This window comes from Bradyrhizobium sp. 61 (assembly GCF_023073075.1).
Lineage (GTDB): Bacteria > Pseudomonadota > Alphaproteobacteria > Rhizobiales > Xanthobacteraceae > Bradyrhizobium > Bradyrhizobium barranii.
Map to the genome: position 1 here is coordinate 1 of NZ_JADPIU010000074.1, position 21,537 is coordinate 21,537.

Here is a 21,537-nt window from a genome sequence, read left to right on the forward strand (position 1 = left end):
GCATGGACTTGGCCTCCCACGCTGCCAAATCCCTGCACTATGATGTGTCGGCTATGTCCCCGAACACCCGTCGGTCATGTCCCCGGGCTGAACACTTGACCGGGCGATCCAGTATTCCAGAGGCGGTTGTGATTGAGCCGAGAAGCCGCGGCGTACTGGATTCCCCGCTTTCGCGGGGAATGACACCGTTGGTGCTGCAAGAGCAGCACCCCCCTCACCCCGCCTTCCCCAGATGCTCCAGCGCGTCCTCCGCGCGCAGCGGCACGCGCGAGGCCTCGTTGTTGAGGTCGACGAGCTGCACCAAAAGCCCCATCAGCGCCTTGCGGTCGGCGGGTTTCAGCGGCTCCAGCATGCGCGCCTGGGCGCGCTCGACGGCGGGGATGATCTCGCGCAGGATCGCGGCGCCTGATTTCGTCAGATAGAGCAGCTTGATCCGCTTGTCTTCGGGTGCCGGCTTGCGCTCGATAAAATCCTTGGCCTGCAGCCGCTCGATCACGCTTCCAAGGGTTGAGCGGTCGAAGGCGATCACCGCCGACAGCCGCGTTGCGTCGATGCCGGGATGGGTGTGGATCGCGATCAGTGCGGCGTATTGCACCGGGGTGAGATCGAACGCCTTGCACTCCTCCATGAAGATCGAGACTGCGATCTGCTGCATGCGCCGGAACAGATAGCCCGGCGCGGCATAGACCGCGTCGATCGTGATCGGAGGGGCGGGCTTACTCGGCATCGGGCTGCTTCTCCGGGGCGGCGCTTGCAAAGGCCGGCAGTGCCTTTGCCGCAGCCTCCGCCTTCAGCAGCCGCGGATAGGCCGACACATCGACGCCGAAGCGGCGGGCATTGGCGAGCTGCGGCACCAGGCAGAGATCGGCGAGCGTCGGCCCATCGCCGAAGCAGAACGGCCCCGCCTCGTCTTTGATCAGCGTCTCGCAGGCCGACAGCCCCTCGCGGTTGACCCACGCCGCCCAGTCCTGGACCTTCTCCTCGGCGAGCCCAAGCTCGCGCAGCCGCGCCAGCACCTTCAAATTCTGCACCGGGTGGGTGTCGCAGGCGATCGCCAGCGCGAACGCCCTCACCTTGGCGCGTGGCAGCGGATCCTTCGGCAGCAGCGGCGGATTGGGATGCGTCTCGTCGAGCCATTCGATGATGGCGACCGATTGGGTCAGTACCGCTCCCGCATCGTTCTCCAGCGTCGGCACCAGCCCTTGCGGATTGATGGCGAGATAGGCGGGCGCGCATTGCTCGCCCTTGCGAAGATGATGCGGCAGGTGCTGGGCGCCGAGGCCCTTGAGGTTCAGCGCGATCCGCACCCGATAGGCGGCGCTGGAGCGGAAATAGCCGTGCAGCTTCATCGGAACCCTCCCTTTTATTTTCCGTCATTCCGGGGCTCGCGAAGCGAGAGCCCGGAATGACGACGACCTTGTATGCCGTCCATCACATTGACGCTACCTAGATCGTCAGTATACTGTCAATCAACAAAACGAACGGGAGCCGCACCATGGAAGCCGTGACCAAGACGCCGGAACGCGAGGCGTTCTACAAGAAGATCGACGGCGAAAACCTCACCGCGCTGTGGACGGTGATGGGCGATTTGATCACGCCGGAGCCGAGGAGCGCCTGCCGGCCGCATCTGTGGAAATTCGACGTCATCCGCGACTACATGACCGAAGCAGGCCGACTGATCACCGCCAAGGAAGCGGAACGGCGCGTGCTGGTGCTGGAGAACCCCGGCCTGCGCGGCCAGTCGAAAATCACGACCTCGCTCTATGCCGGCGTGCAGATGGTGGTGCCCGGCGACGTCGCGCCCGCACACCGCCACAGCCAGTCGGCGCTGCGCTTCGTGCTCGAAGGCAAGGGCGCTCACACCGCGGTCGACGGCGAGCGCACCGCGATGGAGCCCGGCGATTTCATCATCACGCCGTCGATGACCTGGCACGATCATTCCAACGAGACCAGTGAGCCGATGTTCTGGCTCGACGGTCTCGACATCCCCCTGGTGCAGTTCCTCGACTGCTCTTTTGCGGAAGGCTCCAAGGAAGACCAGCAGAGGATCACAAAGCCCGCCGGCGACAGCTTTGCGCGCTACGGCCACAATCTGCTGCCGGTCGACGCGAAGCGATCGTCCAAGACCTCACCGATCTTCAGCTATCCCTATGCCTACACCCGCGAAGCGCTGGAGAAAGCCCGCACGAGCCAGGAGTGGGACGCCTGCCACGGATTGAAGCTGAAATTCAGCAACCCCGAGACCGGCGATTTCGCAATGCCGACCATCGGCACCTTCATCCAGTTGCTGCCGAAGGGTTTCAAGACGGCACGCTATCGCGCGACCGATGCGACCGTGTTCTGTCCGATCGAGGGCAAGGGACGCAGCCGCATTGGTGATGCCGTTTTCGAATGGGGCCCGCGCGATCTGTTCGTGGTGCCGAGCTGGCAGTGGGTGACCCACGAGGCAGAAGACGACGCCGTGCTGTTCAGCTTCTCGGATCGCCCGGTGCAGCAGAAGCTGGATCTGTTCCGCGAGGATCGCGGGAACGCGTGAGCCGCCGGTTTCGTAGGGTGGGCAAAGGCGCCCTTGCGCCGTGCCCACCACATTTCAGCGACTGATGAAGAGATGGTGGGCACGCTTACGCTTTGCCCACCCTACGGCTGCGTTGATTGCGGCTACCGCCAGTGCAACAGCCGCGTCTCCAGCCAGCCAATCACCTTCCCCACCACAAGCCCGAACACCGACAGGATCACCACGCCCGCGAGCAGCTGGTCCGTCTGCATCAGATTGCCGGCCTGAAGCACAAAGGCGCCGATGCCGTATTGGGCGCCGATCATCTCGGCGCTAACGACAAGCAGCAGTGCGACGGACGCGGTGATGCGGAAGCCGGCGAGGATGGCGGGCAGCGCGCCGGGCCAGATCACCTTGCGCACGATGGTGGCGAAGGGAACGTTGAAACTCTGCGCCATGCGGATGAGGTTGCGCGGCACCGCATCGACGCCGCTATAGACCGAGATCGCAGTCGAGAAGAACACGCCGAGCGCAATGGTCGCGATCTTCGGCTCTTCGCCGATGCCGAGCCAGAGAATGAGCAATGGCAGCAGTGCGATCTTCGGGATCGGGAACAGCGCCGAGATGAAGGTGATGCCGACGCTGCGCGCAAGCCGCGACAGGCCGATGGCGAAGCCGACCGCGACTCCGGCCGCCGTTCCCAGCACCCAGCCGACGCCGATGCGCAGGATCGAGGCCGACAGATGCTGCCACAGCGCGCCTGACATCGCGAGCTCGTAGATCGCGCGCGCGATCGCAGCCGGCGCCGGCAGGAACAGCGGATTGACGAGCCCGGCGCTGCCGGCCGCCTGCCAGATCGCGATGACGAGGGCGAGCGCGATCCAGCCGCCGAAGCGGCTGCTGGCGGGCACGAAGCCGGCGCCGCGAAAGCGGACGCGCCGCGTCGTGTCGTCCTTCGCAGACATCCCCGCGCGATCAAGCATGCTGGACCTCGCGCTCGGCGTCGATCGCCTCGTTGCGGATCAGCGACCAGATCTGGTTCTGAAGCGCCAGCAGCTTTTCACGCGCAGCGATCTCGCCGCGCTCGGTGCGCGTCATCGGTACGGTCACGACTTCGCGAATACGGCCCGGCCGCCGCGACAGCACCACGATGCGGTCGGCGAGCCGTGCGGCTTCCTCGAGATTGTGGGTGACATAGACCGCGCCCATGCCGCCATCGGCGAGCAGGCGGACGAAGTCTTCCATCAGCAATTCGCGGGTTTGCGAATCCAGCGCCGAGAGCGGCTCGTCCATCAGCAGGATAGCGGGCTTGACCGCAAGCGCGCGCGAAATGCCGACGCGCTGGCGCATGCCGCCGGAAAGCTGCTTCGGATAGGTTGTGCGAAAATCGGTCAGGCCGGTGCGACGCAAGGCATCGTCGACCAGCGCGCGGCGCTGCACGGCCGAGAGCTGGGTATGCAGCAGCGGGAATTCGACATTCTCCTCCACCGTCGCCCAGGGCAGCAGCGCGAAATCCTGGAACACGAAGGTCAGCGGATTGAGGCTGTCCGCCGGCGGCGATCCGCGCAGCTCGGGCGCGCCCGAGGTCGGCTGCAACAGTCCGCCGAGAATCGACAGCAGCGTGCTTTTGCCACATCCCGAAGGCCCAACGATCGCCACCACTTCGCCGGCGCTGACGGTGAAGGAAACGTCGTCGAGCACGGCGAGGTCACCGAAGCGATGGCTGATGTGGTTGGCGATCAGGTCCATAAGCAGCCCTCCACCCTCAACCCGTCATCCTGAGGTGCGAGCATTGCGATGCGAACGCATCGCGATGGGAGCCTCGAAGGATGAGCGGCCCCGCTGCATCCGGGCCGTGCATCCTTCGAGGCTCGCTTCGCGAGCACCTCAGGATGACGGAGTGAAAGAGGCGCGAGCAGCAGCATCAATCCGCCTTCACAAAATCCTTGGCAATGATCGTGTTCACATCAAAGCCCTTGTCCGCGAATCCCTGCTCCTGGAGCCATTTGATCTGGTTGTCGACGTTCTCGACGTCCAGCTTGCCGTCGGGATCGATATAGGCGCAATTGCCGACCACCTGCTCGACCGGCAAATTGGTGTATTTTGCGATGATCTCCAGCAGCGGCTTGGTCTTGTCGTTGATGGGCGCGACGCCGTCCTTCATGGCGGCGAGGATGACGTCGTGATATTCGCGATCGGCTTTCGCGAGTACGCCGAGAAATTTCGTCACCAGCACCTTGTTGGTCAGCGTCTTCGGCGAAGCGAACACCGCGCCCAGCTGCCACGGCGTCTCGTCGCCAACCCAACCCAAAAACTTCGCGCCGCCCTCGTCCATCAGCTTTCGCGCGGTGGAGATCGGCAGCAGCGCCGCATCCACGGTTTCGCCCTTCAGGGCGGCCGCCGCGTTCGACAGCGATTGCAGCGGCACGATCTTCACGTCGGCGAGCTTGAAGCCGTATTTGTCGGCGAGCAGCCCCAGCGAATAGTGAAAGGACGAGCCAACCTGCGTCACGGCTACGCGCTTGCCCGCGAGGTCCTTCGGCGTCTTCAACCCGGCGGCATAGGCGTTGTTGCTGGCGAAATAGCCGATCAGGGGATAACCGGCCTTCTCGCGGCTCATGCCGCCGATCACTTTCAGCGTGCCTTTGCCGGCGAGATTGTAGAGACCCGCCGTGAAGGCGGTGACACCGAAATCGACGTCGCCCGATGTGGTCGCGACCGCGATCGGCTGCGCCGCATCGAAGAACTTCAGCTCGACGTCGAGACCGGCCTCGCGGAAATAGCCCTTGTCCTGCGCAATGAAGACGGGCGCGGACGACGACAGGCGGAGCACGCCGACCCTGGCCTTCAGCGCGTCTTCGGCCCGGGCCGTGCCCATCGCTGTGATCGCCATCAGGCCAGCCAGTGCGAGCCGCGCAATCCCGATCATCCCGTGTCCTCCGTCGTCGTTCTCTCGGTCGTTCTGTTACAACCGTCACAAACCTTCAGGCACGGGCTGGTCCCGCCCGATGAAGGCGCCCTGTTGTTTCAACGTTTCCTGCAATTTTTCAATGGGGATGTCGCGCGGGATGCGGTTTCCTGAGAGCGCGAGCGCCGCGGCGGAACCGGCGGCCTCCCCCATCACGAAACAGGCACCGGAAACCCGCGCCGCCGACTGGCCCTCATGGGTCATCGAGGCGCAGCGGCCGGCGACGAGGAGATTGTCGACGCCCTCGGGCACCAGCATGCGGTAGGGCAGCTCGTTATAGCCGCGCGATTCCGGGATTGGCGGGAACGTGAAGACGACGTCGCCGGGAACATGGGCCTCGATCGGCCAGCCATTGACGCCGATCGAATCCGCGAACGAGGCACAGCCGAGCACATCCTCGCCGCTGAGCTGGTAGCCGCCCTTGATGCGGCGGGTCTCGCGGATGCCGAGCTGCGGCGGCAAATCGACGATGTAGCACTTTTCGAAGCCCGGCACGGTGCTGCGCAGGAACTCGAATGCGGCCAGCGCCTGCTTGCGGCCCTCGATCTCGCCGCGGGTGAGGTCGTCGGGCTCGATGCCGTTGATGGCATGGCCGTCCTCGCGCGCCACTTGGGTGAAATTCACCCGCCATTCGATGCCTGATTTCTGCGGTCGCACGATCGCGCTCTTGCGCGGGAATGTGTGGGTGCCGGCGGCGATCGCCTTCTCCATCAATTGCGGGATGGTCCGCCAGGCATCGCCAGCCTTCTCGGGATCGATGCCGTTGAGGCGGAGCATCATCGAGGGGTACATCGGATGGCCGTGCTCATCGCCGACCTCGAACGGCGCCCCGGCCCAGACCGCGAGGTCGCCGTCGCCGGAGCAATCGATGAAGATCTCGGCGCGGACCGCCTGCCGTCCGGCCTTGGTCTCGACCATCAGCGCATCGATGCGGCTGTTATCGCCCATCACGACGCCGGCACCGAGCGCATGGAAGAGGATGTGCACCTTGTGGCTGGCGAGCAGTTCGTCGGCCGCGATCTTGTAGGCCGCGGTGTCATAGGCCTGGGCGAAGACCTTGCCGAGGATCAGATGCGGCGCGTTGAGGCCGTTCAAATGATCGATCCGCGCCAGCAGATCGGACGCCATGCCCTGCACCAGCCGATGGGCCTGGCCGTAGACATTGCCATGCAGGCCGCAGAAATTGGTGACGCCGGCAGCCGTGCCCATGCCGCCAAGGAAGCCGTAGCGCTCGATCAGCAGCGTCTTTCGTCCCGCGCGCGCCGCTGACGCCGCCGCCACGATGCCGGCAGGGCCGCCGCCGAGAACGACGACTTCATATTCGCCGTAGAGCGGCACTTGGCGTGCCGGTTCTTCGATCATCATGGCCCGCATGCGCGTCCGCTCCCAAAATCTCTTGCTTGAAGCCGACTATGAATTAACGCAAGGCGGGCTACAATCCATCAAAATACGCGATCAGCTTTCTCGAATCGAGAAAGGTCGACATGGACATCCTGGTAAATCTTCAGGCCTTCCTCGCCACGGCGGATACGGCCGGATTCTCTGCCGCCGCACGCAAACTCAATGTCTCGACCTCGGTCGTCGCCAAGCGCGTCACGCAACTGGAGGCGCGGATCGGCGCGCCGCTGTTCCATCGCTCGACCCGGCAATTGCGCCTGACGGAGGCCGGCCAGCGCTATGTGCATCGCGCCCGCAGTGTCGTCGCCGATGCCACCGACCTGCTCTCGCGCATGGGCGAGAAGGGACACGATCTCGTCGATCACCTCCGCATCAAGGCGCCGACCTCGCTCACCGTGGCGCGCCTTGCCGACGCCTTCAGCGCCTTCCAGACGCAGAACCCGCGATTGAAACTCGAGATCGTGCTGATCGACCGCCCGGTCGATCCCGTCACCGAAGGCTTTGACATCGCCATCGGCGCCTTCCCTCATTCCTTCGGCGGTGTGGTCGACGAGCCGCTGTGTCCGCTGAAGCGGCTGCTCTGCGCCTCACCGGCCTATTTGAAGAAGCACGGCGCGCCAAAGCACCCGCGCGACCTTGTCGACCATCGCTGCCTCAGCTTCCTGCCGACGGGACCGGAGTGGGTCTTTGACGGCCCGCGCGGGCGCATCAGCGTCCAGGTCAGCCCGCTGCTCTCCTCCAACGAGGGCCATGTGCTGGCGCGCAGCGCGATGGCCGGCAACGGCATCGCGCTGATCTCCCATTATCTCGTGGCGGATGCCCTGCGCGACGGTACGCTCAAGCCGGTGCTGCGCGACTTTCCAATTCCCGAGCTGTGGGTCAAGGCCGCGATCCCCGAGCGGCGGCGCAACGCCGCCGCGGTGCAGGCTCTCTTGCGCGAATTGAAGAGCGCGCTGCTACCGGTGCTGTAAGGCCTGGTTCGCCCCCGACGTCGCCGGCTTCTCCGCGTTCAGGCGGCCGAGCGGATGGTGTGGAGGAAATCGTCGACGTTCGACCTCATCGAATCCGCCTGCTGCTTCAAGGCGGCTGCGACCGTCAGGGCGGCTTCGGCGCCGGCGTCGGTCTCGCCCGCCACGGCGCGCACCTGACCGATTTCCTGCGTCACCGCCGTGGTGCCGTTGGCCGCCTCTTCGACGTTGCGCGCGATTTCGCCCGTGGCCGCGCCCTGCTCTTCGACCGCCGCGGCAATCGCGGTGGCGATGTCGGCCATTTCCTTGACGGTGGAGCCGAACTGCTTGATCGCCTGAACCGATTGGCCGGTCGCACTCTGGATCGTCGCGATCTGGCTGGCGATCTGCTCGGTCGCCTGCGCCGTCTGGGTGGCGAGACTCTTGACCTCGCTGGCGACGATCGCGAAGCCCCGGCCGGCGTCGCCGGCGCGCGCCGCTTCGATGGTCGCGTTCAGCGCCAGCAAATTGGTCTGGCTGGCGATGGCCTGAATCAGCTGAATGATGGTGCCGATCTTTTCAGCTGCATCCGACAGCCCATGCATCAATTCGGAGGTGCGGTTGGTCTCGTCGGTCGCCCTGTTCGAGACCGCGACGGAGCGGTGCACCTGGCTCGAGATTTCACGGATCGAGGCCGCGAGTTGCTGGGTGGCGGAGGCGACGGTCTGCACATTCATCGATGCCTGCTCGGCGCGGGTCGCGACCGCTTCGGCGAGCCCGCGTCCGCGTTCGGCGACCTTTGCCAACTCCTCGGCGCTGCGCCCCATGTCGTCGGCCCGGCCGCCGACACCGGAAATGACTCCCTGCATGCCCTGCTCGAAGCGGCCAGCAAGATCCGACATCATGCGGGCGCGGTCAGCCTCGCTGGCTTCGCGCTGTGCCGTCGCCTCGCCTTCCATGCGGCGAACCGCCAGCGCGTTTTCGCGGAACACCTCGACGGCGCGTGCCATGCGGCCGATTTCGTCGCGCGAGTCGCCGCCGGGGATCGGCTCATCGAGCTCGCCCGCCGCCAGCGATTGCATCCGGTCGGTCATGCTGCGAATCGGACCGGACACGCTGGCGCCGATCAACCACGCCAGCACCGCTCCCAGCAGCAGTGCGCCGGCCGCGGTCGCGATGACGGTCTGCTTGGTCTGATCGACCGCTGCCGCGGTCTTGTCGCCCTGCTCGGCGCGCACAGTGCCGAGCTTCGCGTTGATCTTGTTGACGTGGTCGTCGATTGCCGCACTGGCCTTCTTCAATTCGGCCTGCCTGGCGCGCAGATCGGCGGCCACCTTGATGACCTCGTCCAGCGCGGCCGCGTCGGCAGTGATCGCAGTCTTGAGCGCTGCGACCAGTGCCTTCAGTTTGGCGTCGTTCGCCCCCGCCAGCTCAGCCTCGGTGTCTGCGATCGCCAGCTGGGCATAGGACAACGCCTGCTTGGCGTCGTCGGCATCGCCCGTCGACAAAGTGGAGCCATAGCGCATCACGGTGATCCGCAGTGCGTCAACGACGCCGGCCAGGCGCATCGGGTTGACCAGCCGTTCCGCGTCCTCGGACCGGTTGGCGAGCGCAACCTGGATGCCGCTGACATTGAGGCCGGCGGCTGCACCTTGCGCGTCAGTCTTCGTGGTCGCGGCGCGCAGCCGATCCGCCGCCTCCGCTGCCGCGGTGAACGACGAGCGATAGGTTTCCAGCGCGGTCTTGACCGGGCCGATGCCTTCCGCGATCGCTTGCAGCTTGCCGAACTGCCGGTCGACCTGATCGGCCAGTTTGCCGACGCCGTCGATGGCCTTGGCCGCGGCATCCTTGTCGCCGACATTCCAGGTTCGGATGAATTTCTCGACCGCTGAGTTCGCCTCCAGAAGCGCGGCCCGTGCCTGCGACATGCCGGCGTCGCCGGCAGCGCTGGTCACGAGCTCATTGACCGTTCCGCCGATCCGCTCGACCTGGACCATGGCGAAGCCCGCGAGCAGGACCAGAAAGCTGAGAACCAGCGCGAAGCCACCGAACACGCGCGGACGAACGCCGACGCGGGACATCATGTGCGATAATTTCATGGCAAATCCGAAATTCTTCAACGGGTGGAGCGGATGGCGGCGAGCAGATCCTTGCCAAACCGCTTCTCGAATTCCTGATCGAGCGGCTTGACCGCGTCGACGAAGGGCTGGCGATCGAATGTCTCGATGACGTCCATGCCGCCGCTACGCACTTGCTCGAGCGACGCGGCATCGAGCTTCGCCTGCCAGGTCGCCTCTGCTCCCTCCTTCGCCAGCGCGATCAGCATGGCCTGATCGGCCGGCGGAAGCTGTTCGAACATGGCACGGTTGGCGACGAATGCGATCGGCGCGAAGAAGTGACCGGTCAGCGTGAGGTATTTCTGGACTTCGTAGAGCCGGGAGCCGGCGATGGTCGGCACCGGATTTTCCTGCCCATCGAGCCGGCCGTCCTTCAGCGCGGTGTAGACCAGCGGAAATTCCATCGGGACCACTTCGGCGCCGAGCGCCTTGAACGTCATCTGGTAGATCTCGTTCGGAATGACGCGAATCCTGAGACCTTTGATATCCTCGGGCGAGCGAACCGGCCGTTTGGAATTCGTGACGTTGCGAAATCCCTGTCGGCCGATCGCCAGCAGCGTCAGCCCCTTGTCGGCGAATTTAGTGGCGATCGCCGCGCCGGCCGGACCTTGCGCCACGGCCTTCGCGTGGGCTGTGTCGCGGAACAGGAAGGGAATGTCGAACACGCCAAGTTCGGGGACGACAGAACTGACCACAGACCCCGACAGCACCGCCATATCAACCGAGCCGGCCCGGGTCGCCGCCAGGATGGCGTTCTCGCTGCCGAGCGCGTTGGTGGCCCGCTCGTCGATCACGATGCGCTTGCCGGCCGATGCCACCAGCTTCTGGCGAAACTCATCGGCCCCGATTTGCTGCGGGCTCCCCAGCTGGGAATTGAACGCCAGAGAGATCAATCGCGGTGAAGCGGCAGCCGGTTGCAGAACCAGCAGCCCCGCCGCCGCGGCGACGATCGATCCGGCTTTCCAAAGTCCCAAAACTTGTCTGTGCATTCGACACCATGGCGTGACAATTGTCGTAACCCTAATGGCGGGGAATGATTGAACCCTTAAGGAAGGCCCCGCGGAATTACGGAGATTCGCTTCGAACCGCCGCCGACGAGAATTGGAACGGAGGTCCGATGCAGATGGTATCGGGTTGCTGTGGGATAATGTGTGGTTCGAGGGAATGACGATGGGATCAAGAATATGCGTGGCTGCCGCCATCGCGATCGGCATCATGGGCGGTACGGCCCCGGCCCGCGCCGAGGTCGCGCAATGCCGGTTCATCCAGGCCAAGCCGGAGCGCGAAGCGTGTTACCAACGTCAGGAAGCCGCGCTGGCCGCCAAGCGCAAGCCGGAGCCGCGCGCGGAAAGCAAGACGCTCGAATCGATGCGGCAGGACGACGATGCCGTCTATCGCAGCATCAACAACATCTGCCGCGGCTGCTGAGCTCGCAACCGAGCTCAAGGCGCCTAACGTTCCGACTGATTTCGATAGATCAGTGAGATCACGAAGGCCTCGATCGACCTGCTGCCGGGAGGCAATGGCGGGAACGGTTGTGCCTGCCTGAGGGTATTGAGCGCCGCCTCATCCAGCATGGCCGAGCCTGAGCTGGTTTTCACGCTGCTCGCCGCGAGCAATCCCCAGCGGGTGATGCTGAATGCAAGCTCCGCCACCCCTTCGACCCTGTCGCTGACGGCCTGCCGCGGGTAGAACTTTTCGATTTGCAGCCGCGCAACCAACATGCGGCCGTATTCATCGATGGATTTCACACCTGCGCCCTTCGCCGCACGCACATTGTCACGCGCCAGCGTGCTGCGGCCGTCGCTCGGGTCACGCTTGAGCAACCGGTCATAGTCCGCGATCGCGAGATCGAATGCCTTTTTCCGGCTGTAAGCCCATGCGCGATCCGCATAGGCGCCCCCGGAACGAGGATCGAGCTTGATCGCCCGTGTCATGTCGGCGATCCCAGCATCGAACTGTCGCAGCAAAACGTATCTCCGCCCCCGGGACAACAGGCGCGATGGCGCCGGATCAAGCCGGAGCGCCGCATCGAAATCCTTGAACGCGGCGTCATCTTCGAGACGGTACCAGTGCAGGAAACCGCGATGCATGAAGGCGTCAGCATTCCCCGGATGACTTGCAATCGCTTCGTCGAAATCGGTCAAGGCATGTGCGAAGTCGTCCTTGTCAAAATAGGCATCGGCGCGGCGGGCCAGCAGTCGGGATCGGCTCTCCTTGTTCTTCTCCTGATCGAGCAGTCTTGTGCAGACCTCGATGCGTATGTTGGAGGCAACCTTCTCGTCGTTGCAGGCGACGCTGTCATCGGAGCTTGCATGACCGGGCCAGATTGCGACGAGCAACGGCAGTGCAAGAATGAACTTCCGACGCATGACCTCTCAGCCCCCACACTCTCGATAGTGGTGGCCATCCAGCACATCGCCGGAGCAAAATCTACCCTTGGTTGCTCCAACGCCCCGCGCGCTTTTCGGCAAACGACGCCAGTCCTTCCGCCGCCTCCGCGCTCTGGCGCTTGACTGAATGCAGGCGCACCAGCCGCTTGTAGGCGGCATCGTCCACCGCCATCCCGCCAAACGAGCTCTCCAGCGCGAGCCGCTTGGTCTCGGCCATCGCCTCCGGTCCGTTGGCAAGGAGCTGCTCGACCACCTTGGCGCCGGCAGCCTCCAGCTCGGCGAGTGGGACGACCTCGTGGACGAGGCCGATGCGGCGGGCATCTTCGGCGCCGAAGCATTCGCCGGTCAGCGCGTAGCGGCGGACTTGCCGTACACTAATGGCATCGCAAAGCTGCGGGATGATGATGGCGGCGGTCAGGCCCCAGCGTACCTCCGTGATCGAGAACAGCGCATCGTCCGCCGCGATCACGACGTCGCAGGCGGCAATCACGCCGGTGCCACCGCCAAAACAGCCGCCCTGCACCAGCGCGACGGTCGGGATTGGCAAGGTATTGAGCCGCTGCACGGCCTCGAAGGTCGCCCGCGACGCCGCCTCGTTCGCCTCAGGCGATTGCGGCCGCACGCCGTTGATCCATTTGAGGTCGGCGCCGGCCTGGAAATGCTTGCCATTGCCCCGGAGCACGACGACACGCAGGTTGGACTTCCTGCCGAGATCGTCCATGGCGGCGAGCACGCCTGCGATCAATGCGCCGTCATAGGCATTGTTCACTTCAGGCCGGTTCAACGTGACGGTCGCAACCCCACGCTCATCGAGGGTCCACAGGACGGGGTTGGCAGTCATCGGCGATCCTCCGGTCATCTTGTTTGCCGCCCACTATGGCTGAGGCAACTCATCCCGATCCATATCTTTCCGGCGTAGGGCGGCCGCGTCCATCGCATGGCGGGTTGTGTCATGCTGCTGCCGGGCGACATCACGGGATCAGGGACGGGACATCACACCATGCGCATCTGCATTTTCGGCGCGGGCGCCGTCGGCAGCCATATCGCGGTCAGGCTGGCCCGCGCCGGCCATGAGGTCTCGTGCGTGATGCGCGGCGCCCATCTGGAGGCGGTCCGCGCCAATGGCCTGAAGCTGCGCGTCGGCGATTCCGAGGTCACCGCCAAGGTGAACGCCTCCGGCGATGCGGCCCAGCTCGGCCCGCAGGACGTCGTGATCAGCACGCTCAAAGCGACCGCGCTGACGGGGCTGGTCGCCAGCATAAAACCGCTGCTCCAGGACGACACCGCGATCGTCTTTGCGCAGAACGGTATTCCCTGGTGGTACGGCATCGGCCTGCCGCCGCGGCATCCGACTCCGCCCGACATTTCCTTCCTCGACCCCGGCGGGCGCTTGCGCGCATGCATCCCGAAAGAGCGGATCGTCGGCGGCGTCGTCTTCTCCTCCAACGAGGTGACCGCGCCCGGTGTGGTGCAGAACCTGACGCCGGACCGCAACCGCCTGCTGATCGGCGAATGCGACGACCGCAACTGTGAGCGCATCACCAGGCTTCGCGGCGTTCTCAACGACGCACGGCTGGAATCGCCGCCGGTGGCGGAGATCCGCGAGGCGATCTGGTCAAAGCTCCTGACCAACATGTCACTGTCGGTGCTGTGCCTGCTCACCGGCCAGACCGCGCGCGGCGTGCGTGACGACCCGGCCTTTGCCGAGGTCATTCCGCGCATGCTGAACGAGGCCAACGACATCGCGCAGCACTTCATCCCCGAGGTCAAGCGCGTGACGCGCAGCGGCCCCGCCCCCAACCACAAGCCGTCGCTGCTCCAGGATTACGAGCTCGGCCGCGCCATGGAGATCGACGTGCTGGTGAAGGCGCCCGCCGCCTTCGCCCGCACCGCCGGCCTGTCGACGCCGACGCTCGACCTGATCGCCGCGCTCGCGGTCCAGAAGGCGCGGGACAAGGGGCTTTATTCCGCTTGAGCCTTAAACGAGCTCATCGATCCAGGCCGCGAGCGTATCGAGCACCTCTGTGAGGGCCTCTTCATTCGTCCGGCCGGACTTCTTCAGCACCGCGAAGGAATGATCGCCGCCGGCGACCTCGTGCAGCGTCGCCTTCGGGCCGAGCTGCGCGATCACGGGCTTGAGGAGGCCGAGATCGGCAAGCCCGTCGCGCGTGCCTTGCAGGAACAGCATCGGGATCTCGACATGGGCCAGGTGCTCGGCCCGCTCCGTCGACGGCTTTTTGTCGGCGTGCAGGGGGAAGCCGAGGAAGGCGAGCCCTTTGACGTCAGGCAGCGGCGCCTTGGACTGCGCCTGCGAGGTCATGCGCCCGCCAAACGACTTTCCACCGGCAACGAGCTTCAAGCCAGGGCAGAGCCGCGCTGCGTCCTCGACTGCCGCGCGGATGGTGGCGTGGGCGACCGCCGGCTGGTCAGGACGGCCTTGCTTGTTTTCTATGTAGGGAAAATTGAAGCGGAACGTTGCGATGCCACGATCGGCGAGCCCCTCCGCAATCTTGTCCATCGATGCATGCCGCATCCCTGCGCCGGCGCCGTGCGCGAGGACGTAGCAGGCGCGCGCATTGGCCGGCTGCACCAAGATCGCGGAGACCGTGCCGATGCGCTCGATGTCGAGCTTGAGCTCTTGAGTTTTGGTCGCCACAATCAGCCATCCCGACAGACGCGTTTTCCGGCCGCCTTGGTAGCGTCACCGGCGCAGCCTGAAAACACAATAATTGCCGCCGCCGACCAGCCTACCAAGCCGGAAAGCCGCATTGACCGAGGTGACCATGTCCTACCGCTCCTCCTGGATGACCGAAGAGCTCGAAATCTTCCGCGACCAGTTCCGGAAATATCTGGCCAAGGATCTGGCGCCGCATGCCGAGAAATGGCGCGAGCAGAAGATGGTCGACCGCTTCGCCTGGCGTGGGCTCGGCGAGATGGGCGCGCTGCTGGCGAGCGTGCCGGAGGAATATGGCGGCCTCGGCGCCACCTTCGCCTATGACGCCGCCGTGCTCGACGACCTCGAAAGCACGGTGCCGGAGCTCACGACCGGCGTCTCCGTGCACAGCGCCATCGTCGCGCACTACATCCTCAATTACGGCTCGGAGGAGCAGAGGAAGCGCTGGCTGCCGAAGATGGCTTCCGGCGAGATGGTCGGTGCCATCGCCATGACCGAGCCCGGCACCGGCTCGGACCTGCAGGCCGTCAAGACCACCGCCAAGAAGCAGGGCAATTCCTACGTCATCAACGGCCAGAAGACTTTTATTACCAACGGCCAGGCCGCCGATCTCGTCGTCGTCGTGGCACGCACGGGTGAAGCCGGCGCCAAGGGCATTTCGCTGATCGTGGTCGAGACCGCGGGCGCCGACGGCTACAAGCGGGCGCAACCTCGACAAGATCGGCCTGCATGCCTCCGACACGTCAGAACTGTTCTTCGACAACGTCACGGTGCCGCCGGAGAACCTGCTCGGCAAGGAGGAAGGCCAGGGCTTTGTGCAGCTGATGCAGCAATTGCCGCAGGAGCGCCTCGCGCTTGCGGTCGGCGCGGTCGCCTCGATGGAGCGCGCGGTCAAGCTCACCACCGAGTACACCAAGGAGCGGAAGGCGTTCGGCAAGCCGCTGATGGACTTCCAGAACACCGCCTTCACGCTCGCCGAGCGCAAGACCGAAGCGATGATTGCGCGCGTCTTCGTCGACTGGTGCATCGAGCGGCTCGTCGCCAAGGATCTCGACACCGTCACGGCGTCGATGGCGAAATACTGGTGCTCGGACAAGCAGGCCCAGACCGCCGACGAATGCCTCCAGCTGTTCGGCGGCTACGGCTACATGCAGGAATACCCGATCTCCCGCATCTTCATCGATTCCCGCATCCAGAAGATCTATGGCGGCACCAACGAGATCATGAAGCTGCTGATCGCGAGGTCGCTGTAGCTCTGTTCATCGCGCACGCCAATCGCGTGGGCGGCAGCCGAAGCGCTGCTTGAAACGACGGGTGAAGTGGGAGAGATCGGAGAAGCCCCAGTCGAACGCGATGGCGCCGATCGCGCGGCCGCCCGATGCCGGATCCTTCAGATCGGCCGCCGCGCCCACGAGGCGGCGATCGATCAAATAGTCCGAAAATGTCGTGCCGGAGCGTTCGAACAGCTTGTGGACATAACGCTCGCTGATGCCGACGGAGCCGGCGACCGCCGCGACTGTCAGTCCCGGCTCGCGCAGCCGCTCGTGAATGGCGCGGCGCAGCGCCAGCACGGTCGCGTCCGCAAAGCTTGCGGCTTCCGCCGTCTGCGCCCGCGAGCGACGCGACAGGCTGAGCGCAACGAGATCGAGCAGCACGTCGAACAGCCGAATGCTGTCCTCTTCCGCCATCCGCAATGCGCCGGCGTTGAGGGAGCGCGCGGTCTCGACGATGAGGTGACCGACATGGGGATCGTCGGAGACGCGCTCGGCCCTGAAATCGAACGACGGCGGCAGCCGGTCACGCAAGGCGCGCGATGGCACCCAGAACGAAGCGACCTCCAGCATCGGACCGCGATCGTGCAGCAGCGTCACCTCGCGGTCGCTGTCGACGATGCCGACCTGGCCGCGGGACAGGCTGACCTCGCTGTCGCCCTGGAGCATGCGGCAGCGGCCGGCCAGCTTGAAGTTGAGATAGAAGCAGCTCTCGGTCGACGCCGCGATATCGGCGCGCGAGCGATGCACGGTATGCTCGGGAAAGACCACGCGATTGATGGCGCCGGTGCCGATCTTGATGGCCTCGACCTTGGCCGGGAAGCGCGACGTCGTCGCCGATTCCGGCGTCAGGTTCATGAATGCCTGGCAGATCGCCTCGCGGTAATAGGAAAACTGCTCGTCCGGCCGGGTCACTGCGGTGTTCCAGACGACGTGCCGCGGCCGGCTTGTGACCTGCTCCATCAGTTCGCTCCGAGACCAATCCGGTTCAGCGCCAGCCAAGCGGAAAATGGCCGGCCGGTTCACACTTCGCACAACAAGAATTGTCCGCCGCGCCTCGCGAGCGCCGCAAAGGACCCACGTCATGCCGATCTAACCACACCCTCGGGAGCAGCTACAACATGTCGACCTACGTTCTCGTCCATGGCGCCTGGCACACCGGTGCCGAGTTCGAACCCGTCGCGGCCCCGATCCGCGCCGCCGGCCACAAGGTCTATACGCCGACAATCAAGGGCAATCGCCCCGGCGATGCCAAGACGACCGGGCTGAAGGACGCGATCCAGTCGATCGCCGACTATCTCGCCGAAAACAATCTGAAGGACATCGTCCTGCTCGGCCATTCCTATGGCGGCATGATCATCACCGGCGTCGCCGACCTCGCGCCCGAACGCATTCGCCGCCTGGTGTATTGGAATGCCTTCGTGCCGAACAACGGCGAATGCCTCAACGACATGGTGCCGCCGCACTTTATCGGGCTGTTCGATGCCATCGCGGCCGAACGCGGCGACAGCTCTGTGGTGTTGCCCTTCCCGATCTGGCGCGAAGCCTTCATCAACGATGCTGATCTCGAGACCGCGCAGCGCGCCTATGACGTGCTCAACCCGCATCCGTTCGCGACTTTTACCGACAAGATCGCGCTCAAGACCAATCCGGCGGAGATGCCGCTGGCAAAGTCCTATATCAACTGCACCGAGGACGTCGCGATGCCGCACAGCCATCCCTGGCATCCGCGGCTCTCGGAGAAGCTCGGCCTGTTCCGTCTGGTGCAGGTGCCGGGAAGCCACGAGCTGTGCTTCTCCGATCCGGCGCGGCTGGCCAAGGCGATCATGGAGGCGGGGCGCGACTGACGCGCGTCCGTCAAGAGCGCGACGACTTTCGACGATTGCTCCTACCGCCGGCTTCGGCGGCACAGCCCTTGCTTGTCCGCTAACGAATCCAGATCGGTAGAAGCAACCCCTGCTTGTCACGTGTGGCTCCCCGCCATACGCTGCCCGTGTTCGGCAACCGCCATCTGGTTTCGTTTTGCGTCAAGTCAGGAGAAGCGAATGGTTCACGTCTCGCGACGGAAACTGCTTCAGCTTGCGGCTGTTGCGCCATCGGCACTTCCTCTGGCCTGGACGTCGGTTGTATCTGCGGCGACCGGAAAGAAGACCCTGAGCGCGGTGATGCAATCGGACCTTCGCGTCACCGACCCTGGCTTCACGACAGCCATCATCACCCGCGACCATGGCTACATGGTCTACGATACGCTGCTCGGCATCGATTCCAGCTTCAAGGTGCAGCCGCAGATGGCCGACTGGACGGTGTCCGCGGACAAGCTGACCTACACCTTCACCTTGCGCGACGGCCTGAAGTGGCATGACGGTGCAGCGGTGACGGCCGAGGATTGCGTGGCCTCGCTGAAGCGCTGGGGTACGAGCGTCGACGGCATGGCGCGCAAGCTGATGGACTTCACGGCCGGTATCGAAGCCGCGGACACCAAAACAATCGTCCTCAAGCTGAAGGAGCCCTATGGCCTGGTGCTGGAGACGATCGCCAAGCCATCGTCGGTCTGCGCCTTCATGATGCCCAAGCGGCTTGCGGAGACCCCGATCACCAAGCAGATTCCCGAGCAGATCGGCTCCGGCCCGTTCAAATTCGTCGCGGCCGAATTCCAGCCCGGCGTAAAGGCCGTCTACGAAAAGAACACCGACTATGTGCCGCGCAAGGAGCCGGCCGAATGGACCTCGGGCGGCAAGGTGGCCAAGGTCGACCGGGTCGAGTGGATCACGATGCCGGACGCGCAGACCGCGCTCAACGCGCTGCAGTCAGGCGATGTCGATTTCGTCGAGACGCCGCCGTTCGACATGCTGCCCGCGCTCGAGTCCAATCCGGACATCAACGTATCCATCCTGAACAAGTTCGGCTTCCAGTCGTTCGGCCGGATGAATTTTCTGCATCCGCCATTCGACAATGTGAAGATCCGCCGCGCCGCGATGCTGGCGATCAACCAGAAGGACGTACTCGACGCGCAAATTGGCAATCCCAAATACTACAAGCTGTGCGGCGCGTTCTTCATCTGCGACACGCCGCTCGCCAGCGACGCCGGCGGCGAGACTCTGATCAAGGGCAACGGCATGGCGGACGCCAGGAAGGCGTTGGCCGAGGCCGGTTATGACGGCACGCCCGTGGTGATCCTGGCGCCGACCGATCAGATCCTGCTGAAGGCGCAGCCGGTCGTGGTCGCACAGCTGTTGCGCGACGCCGGCTTCAAGGTCGATCTGCAGGCGATGGACTGGCAGACCGTGGTCACCCGCCGGGCAATCCAGAAGCCGCCGAAGGAAGGTGGCTGGAGCATGTTCTTTACCTACCAGGGCGCCGCCGACTCCTTGAACCCGCTGGTCAACGTCCCGATGGTCGGCAAGGGCACGAGTGGCGGCTGGTACGGCTGGTCCGAGGACCCCAAGCTCGAGGAGTTGCGCGATTCCTTTGCCCGCGCGACCTCGCCCGAGGAGCGCAAGAAGATCGCGCTTGAGGTGCAGAAGGAAGCCTACGACCAAGTGATCTACGTCCCGCTCGGCCAGTTCCAGGCGCCGAGCGCCTGGCGCAAATCGCTCACCGGCGTGATCGACGGCCCGGCGACGCCGATGTTCTGGAATGTGGACAAGAACGAGTAGCCAGCTCTCCCTCTCCCCGTTCTTACGGGGAGAGGGGCTGCCTCCGCAAACACGGTGAGAGTTAGACTCGCGGAGAGTCCCCCTCACCCGGAATTTGCTCTCGCAAATTCCGGCCTCTCCCCGCAGGCGGAGAGAGGCGAAACTCCGCGACGCCTTGCGCTCCAGCTAATTCGGATGCCACCAGCGGCCGCCGATCACGACGCCTTCGGAGACGATCTTGCGATCCCCGATCAGGTGCTCGCCGACGACGTCCTCGTAGTCGAACTGGCCCTGCCTGACCGTAACAAGCGTGGCGTCGCCGACGCTGCCCGGCTTGAGGCTGCCGAGTTCGGGCCGGCGCAGTGCCATCGCGGCATTCTCCGTCGAGGCCGCGATCACGTCCGACAGCTCCATGCCCATGCACAGGAATTTCGACATGGTCGTGACCTGGTCGAAGGCCGGGCCGTCGATGCAGAGCTGATGGATGTCGGAAGAGATGGTGTCGGGATAGAAGCCGTTGGCGAGCATCGCGCGCGCGGTCTTGAAGGCGAACGAGCCCTTGCCGTGGCCGATATCGAACAGCACGCCGCGCTCGCGCGCGTCCAGCACCGCCCTCTTCACTGTGCCTTGCGCGGTCGCCGGCGTGTTGGGGAAGGGGCGGAACGCATGGGTCAGCACGTCGCCCGGACGCAGGCGGCCCAGCACCTCCTCGTAGCTCGGCGGCGGATGGTCGATATGCGCCATCAGGGGCATGCCGACCTCGTTCGCGACCTCGAGCGCGATGTCGAGCGGCACGATCCCCGACGTGCCCGAGGAGTGCAGCCCCACGCGCACCTTGATGCCGACGATGAGGTCGCGGTTGGCATCGGCCACCTTGGCCGCCTCGATCGGATTCATCAGCCGCAACTCCTCGCTCTCGCCGACCATGATCCGGTGCGAGAAGCCGAAGATGCCGGCATGCGAGACGTGCAGATAGGCGAGGATGCGGACCTGGCTCGGCTCGATCACATGCTTGCGGAAGCCCGCGAAATTGCCGGGACCGGCGCTGCCGGTATCGACCGCCGTGGTGACGCCGGAGAGGCGGCAGAATTCCTCGGCGTCGATGCCGAGCGAGGTGCCGCCCCAATAGACATGGGTGTGCAGATCGATCAGCCCCGGCGTCACGATGAACTGCGAGACGTCGCGCACATCGGTGCCCGGATCGGCCTTGAGCCCGGTGCCGATGGCGGCGACCTTGCCGCCCGCAAAGGCGACATCGGTCAGGGCATCGAGCTTCTGGGACGGGTCGACCACACGGCCGCCGCGCAGGATCAAGTCGAACGGCATTGTTATCTCCGGATAGGGCAGCGAGGCGTGGCCGGCACGTCGGCAAGGCCAGGAAGGAAGTCGTTCGCTTCTAGCAAATTTTACGCCGACGAGCGTGGCAAACTGCGACGATTGCCCATGACAAAATGGCGATCCCGGGACGACTCGAACTTTCAACCCATGTTTGACGAAACCGCTCTCAGGTCAACGATACCAGCGGCCTGCTCGCTCGGATTCCGGCTTCACGTGCGAAGCTGAAACATCCGCGGCCTATTGAAAAGACGGCGAGCGCGCATCCGGCAAACATGGAGGCGTCGGCAGGTCTCGGGCCAATG

19 protein-coding genes and 1 pseudogene are annotated in these 21,537 nt (G+C 64.8%); 7 read left to right on the plus strand and 13 right to left on the minus strand.

Going from position 1 to position 21,537, the window contains the following annotated elements; all coding sequences use genetic code 11:
- Positions 1-214: 214 nt before the first annotated feature.
- Together IVB46_RS27815 and maiA are read right to left on the minus strand one after the other, a co-directional pair.
- On the minus strand, positions 215-727 hold the full coding sequence (locus tag IVB46_RS27815; protein WP_247316390.1) for a MarR family transcriptional regulator: 513 nt from the start codon (positions 725-727) through the stop codon (positions 215-217).
- On the minus strand, positions 717-1,349 hold the full coding sequence (maiA, locus tag IVB46_RS27820; RefSeq protein ID WP_247316391.1) for a maleylacetoacetate isomerase: 633 nt from the start codon (positions 1,347-1,349) through the stop codon (positions 717-719). Before maiA ends, IVB46_RS27815 begins: the two co-directional genes overlap by 11 nt.
- Before the next feature lie 146 nt (positions 1,350-1,495).
- Here maiA and gtdA point away from each other — a divergent pair, with 146 nt between their 5' ends.
- Positions 1,496-2,536 (plus strand): gentisate 1,2-dioxygenase, encoded by a 1,041-nt coding sequence (gene gtdA, locus IVB46_RS27825; protein ID WP_247316392.1) that lies wholly within the window; start codon positions 1,496-1,498, stop codon positions 2,534-2,536.
- Between the two features lie 122 nt (positions 2,537-2,658).
- Here the strand turns inward: gtdA and IVB46_RS27830 are convergent, their stop codons facing one another.
- From IVB46_RS27830 to IVB46_RS27845, 4 genes are all read right to left on the minus strand, one after another.
- The gene (locus IVB46_RS27830; protein WP_208089153.1) at positions 2,659-3,477 is read right to left on the minus strand and encodes an ABC transporter permease; all 819 of its coding nucleotides are present in this window, start codon (positions 3,475-3,477) and stop codon (positions 2,659-2,661) included.
- Complete coding sequence (locus IVB46_RS27835) at positions 3,470-4,243, minus strand: ABC transporter ATP-binding protein (protein WP_071908427.1); 774 nt, start codon at positions 4,241-4,243, stop codon at positions 3,470-3,472. Before IVB46_RS27835 ends, IVB46_RS27830 begins: the two co-directional genes overlap by 8 nt.
- 175 nt (positions 4,244-4,418) lie before the next feature.
- Complete coding sequence (locus tag IVB46_RS27840; RefSeq protein ID WP_247316394.1) at positions 4,419-5,423, minus strand: ABC transporter substrate-binding protein; 1,005 nt, start codon at positions 5,421-5,423, stop codon at positions 4,419-4,421.
- A 45-nt stretch (positions 5,424-5,468) separates the two neighbouring features.
- Positions 5,469-6,836: an FAD-dependent oxidoreductase gene (locus IVB46_RS27845; RefSeq protein WP_247316396.1), complete on the minus strand. Its 1,368-nt coding sequence runs from the start codon at positions 6,834-6,836 to the stop codon at positions 5,469-5,471.
- A 110-nt stretch (positions 6,837-6,946) separates the two neighbouring features.
- Between IVB46_RS27845 and IVB46_RS27850 the strand changes: the two genes are divergently transcribed.
- Positions 6,947-7,831 carry a LysR family transcriptional regulator gene (locus IVB46_RS27850; RefSeq protein WP_247316397.1) on the plus strand — a complete coding sequence of 295 codons (885 nt, stop codon included), beginning with the start codon at positions 6,947-6,949 and terminating at the stop codon, positions 7,829-7,831.
- A 38-nt stretch (positions 7,832-7,869) separates the two neighbouring features.
- Here the strand turns inward: IVB46_RS27850 and IVB46_RS27855 are convergent, their stop codons facing one another.
- A complete protein-coding gene (locus IVB46_RS27855; protein ID WP_247316398.1) occupies positions 7,870-9,906 on the minus strand; it encodes a HAMP domain-containing methyl-accepting chemotaxis protein in 2,037 nt (678 codons plus the stop codon).
- Positions 9,907-9,923: 17 nt separating this feature from the next.
- Positions 9,924-10,913 (minus strand): TRAP transporter substrate-binding protein, encoded by a 990-nt coding sequence (locus IVB46_RS27860; RefSeq protein WP_247316506.1) that lies wholly within the window; start codon positions 10,911-10,913, stop codon positions 9,924-9,926.
- A gap of 199 nt (positions 10,914-11,112) precedes the next feature.
- Here IVB46_RS27860 and IVB46_RS27865 point away from each other — a divergent pair, with 199 nt between their 5' ends.
- Entirely contained in the window at positions 11,113-11,352 is a 240-nt protein-coding gene (locus IVB46_RS27865) for a hypothetical protein (RefSeq protein ID WP_247316399.1), read from the plus strand.
- Between the two features lie 23 nt (positions 11,353-11,375).
- Here the strand turns inward: IVB46_RS27865 and IVB46_RS27870 are convergent, their stop codons facing one another.
- Entirely contained in the window at positions 11,376-12,296 is a 921-nt protein-coding gene (locus IVB46_RS27870) for a TonB family protein (protein ID WP_247343876.1), read from the minus strand.
- 61 nt (positions 12,297-12,357) lie between these two features.
- Entirely contained in the window at positions 12,358-13,158 is an 801-nt protein-coding gene (locus IVB46_RS27875; RefSeq protein WP_247343879.1) for an enoyl-CoA hydratase-related protein, read from the minus strand.
- Between the two features lie 159 nt (positions 13,159-13,317).
- Here IVB46_RS27875 and IVB46_RS27880 point away from each other — a divergent pair, with 159 nt between their 5' ends.
- Positions 13,318-14,292, plus strand: coding sequence for a ketopantoate reductase family protein (locus tag IVB46_RS27880; RefSeq protein WP_346016145.1), 975 nt, complete (start codon positions 13,318-13,320; stop codon positions 14,290-14,292).
- A 3-nt stretch (positions 14,293-14,295) separates the two neighbouring features.
- On the opposite strand, the gene IVB46_RS27885 is transcribed toward IVB46_RS27880, so the two are convergent.
- Complete coding sequence (locus tag IVB46_RS27885; RefSeq protein WP_247316403.1) at positions 14,296-14,973, minus strand: alpha/beta family hydrolase; 678 nt, start codon at positions 14,971-14,973, stop codon at positions 14,296-14,298.
- 127 nt (positions 14,974-15,100) lie between these two features.
- Between IVB46_RS27885 and IVB46_RS27890 the strand changes: the two are divergent.
- Positions 15,101-16,244 (plus strand): annotated as a pseudogene (locus IVB46_RS27890) (acyl-CoA dehydrogenase family protein).
- 6 nt (positions 16,245-16,250) lie between these two features.
- Here the strand turns inward: IVB46_RS27890 and IVB46_RS27895 are convergent.
- Positions 16,251-17,225, minus strand: coding sequence for a helix-turn-helix domain-containing protein (locus IVB46_RS27895; protein ID WP_247316404.1), 975 nt, complete (start codon positions 17,223-17,225; stop codon positions 16,251-16,253).
- 158 nt (positions 17,226-17,383) lie between these two features.
- Here IVB46_RS27895 and IVB46_RS27900 point away from each other — a divergent pair, with 158 nt between their 5' ends.
- Both IVB46_RS27900 and IVB46_RS27905 read left to right on the plus strand, forming a co-directional pair.
- Positions 17,384-18,109 (plus strand): alpha/beta hydrolase, encoded by a 726-nt coding sequence (locus tag IVB46_RS27900; protein ID WP_135215897.1) that lies wholly within the window; start codon positions 17,384-17,386, stop codon positions 18,107-18,109.
- A gap of 198 nt (positions 18,110-18,307) precedes the next feature.
- Positions 18,308-19,918: an ABC transporter substrate-binding protein gene (locus tag IVB46_RS27905; RefSeq protein ID WP_247316405.1), complete on the plus strand. Its 1,611-nt coding sequence runs from the start codon at positions 18,308-18,310 to the stop codon at positions 19,916-19,918.
- A 165-nt stretch (positions 19,919-20,083) separates the two neighbouring features.
- Here the strand turns inward: IVB46_RS27905 and IVB46_RS27910 are convergent, their stop codons facing one another.
- Positions 20,084-21,223, minus strand: a complete 1,140-nt coding sequence (locus IVB46_RS27910; protein ID WP_247343883.1) for an amidohydrolase/deacetylase family metallohydrolase — start codon at positions 21,221-21,223, stop codon at positions 20,084-20,086.
- Positions 21,224-21,537: the final 314 nt, after the last annotated feature.